This is a genomic window from Komagataeibacter kakiaceti JCM 25156, from assembly GCF_000613305.1.
In genome coordinates this window covers 1-2,037 of the sequence record NZ_BAIO01000431.1, presented here as the reverse complement: position 1 = coordinate 2,037, position 2,037 = coordinate 1, and the positions used below count along the sequence as shown (strand labels likewise).

Below are 2,037 nucleotides of genomic sequence, written 5' to 3'. Positions count from 1 at the left end.
GCTGGACCGCCTGGCGGCGGACCTGCCGGTGGGGCCGTACCTTTACCCCGAGGACGACCTGACCGACCTGCCCGACCGCCTGCTGGCGGCCGAACTGGTGCGTGAGCAGATCTTCCTCCAGACACATGAGGAAGTGCCCTACGCCGCCACGGCCGAGACGGAAGGCTTCGCGGAACGCCCCGATGGCTCGGTACGCATTGACGTGACCATCTACGTGGCGCGCGCCTCGCACAAGGCGATCCTGATCGGTGAGCGCGGCAGCCGGATTCGCGCGATAGGCGAAAAGGCGCGGCGTGAACTCGGCCGCCTGCTGGGGCGGACATGCCACCTTTTCCTCAACGTCAAGGAACGCGCGGGATGGGACGAGGAGCGCGCCCGCCTGCGCGCCATCGGGCTGGACGACGCATCCTGAATCCTTAAAAGAGGGACATCATCGGCTTGTGGGGGGGGGCATCCCTCTATATGACAGGGCATGGCCGGGCGGCCTGCCCGTTCCTAGCCCCGTCTGCCTGACCTGTTCCGAGGACCAATGACCCAGCCAGCCAAACCCCAGTCCGCTGCCTCCTACAAGCGCGTCCTCCTGAAGGTGTCGGGGGAAGCCTGATGGGAAGCGGGTCGTACGGGGTCGATCCGGCGACAGTGGACGCCATCGCCGCCGATGTGGCGGCCGTGGCCAGCACCGGGGTCGAGGTGTGTCTGGTCATCGGCGGCGGCAACATTTTCCGTGGCATGGCGGCCGCCGCGCGTGGCATGGACCGCGCGCAGGGCGATTACGCCGGCATGCTGGCCACCGTCATCAACGCGCTGCTCATGCAGAACGCGCTGGAACGCCATGGCGTGCCCACGCGGGTCATGACGGCCATCCACATGTCCTCCATAGCCGAGCCGTATATCCGTCGCCGCGCTGTCAGGCATATGGAAAAGGGCCGGGTCGTGATCTTCGCCGCCGGCACGGGCAACCCGTTCTTCACCACCGATACGGGGGCCGCGCTGCGCGCGGCGGAAATGGAATGTGACGCCCTGTTCAAGGCACGCAGGTCGATGGTGTCTATTCAGCCGATCCGCGCAAGAATCCCGATGCCCGGCGTTACGATACCCTGACCTATCGCGATGTCCTGGCCAATGACCTTAACGTCATGGATGCGGCGGCCATCAGCCTGGCGCGGGAAAACCGGCTGCCCATCGTCGTATTCAATATTCATGAGCAGGATTCCTTCTCGCGCGTCATGCGCGGCGAGGGCCGTTTTACCACCATCGTCGCGGCGGGCTGAAGCCGGGCAGCAACCCTGCGGGCGCATGTGCCGTCCTGGCGGGTGGATGGAAAAATCAGGAGGAGGGCCACGGTGTCTGTCGATCAGAAAAGTTTGCTGGCGGATATGACCCGCCGTATGGATGGCGCGCTTGAAAGCCTGCGCCGTGATTTTGCCGGCCTGCGTTCCGGCCGCGCCAGCCCGGCGCTGCTTGAGCCGGTGCGGGTGGAAGCCTATGGGGGCGAGGTGCCGCTGACACAGGTCGGCTCCATTGCCGTGCCCGAGGCACGTATGCTGACCGTGCAGGTCTGGGACCGTACGCTGGTGGGCGCTGTTGAGCGCGCCATCCGTGACGCGGGCCTTGGTCTCAACCCGGCGGCCGACGGCCAGACGGTGCGCGTGCCCATTCCCCAGTTGACCGAGGAACGGCGTAACGAACTGGCCCGCGCGGCGGGCAAGTATGCCGAAAATGGCAAGATCGCCGTGCGTGGCGTGCGCCGTGATGGCATGGACCAGACCCGCAAGCTGGAAAAGAACAGCGAAATCAGCGAGGATGACGTCAAGGTCTGGTCCGACGCGATCCAGAAGCTGACGGACCAGTACGTCAAGCGCGTTGACGAACTGCTGGCTGAAAAAGAACGCGAGATCAAGCAGGTCTGATCGGTTCGTGAGCGCCGCATTCACTCCGCTTCTCCCCGTGCATGACTGAGGAGGGGGATCAGGGCTTGTCCGGGTCGGATCATCGCGTTGCGGGCGGCGTGTGCCTGCCGGAGCATGTCGCCATCAT

The 2,037-nt window shown here is 65.4% G+C and carries 2 protein-coding genes and 1 pseudogene; all 3 read left to right on the top strand.

Going from position 1 to position 2,037, the window contains the following annotated elements; all coding sequences use genetic code 11:
- A partial coding sequence (locus JCM25156_RS14865; protein WP_025813692.1) for a KH domain-containing protein occupies window positions 1–412 on the top strand: 412 nt, incomplete at its 5' end.
- Window positions 413–529: 117 nt separating this feature from the next.
- Window positions 530–1,271 (top strand): annotated as a pseudogene (gene pyrH / locus JCM25156_RS24935) (UMP kinase).
- 72 nt (window positions 1,272–1,343) lie between these two features.
- A complete protein-coding gene (gene frr, locus JCM25156_RS14855) occupies window positions 1,344–1,910 on the top strand; it encodes a ribosome recycling factor (protein ID WP_025813690.1) in 567 nt (188 codons plus the stop codon).
- The last annotated feature ends 127 nt before the right edge of the window (window positions 1,911–2,037 follow it).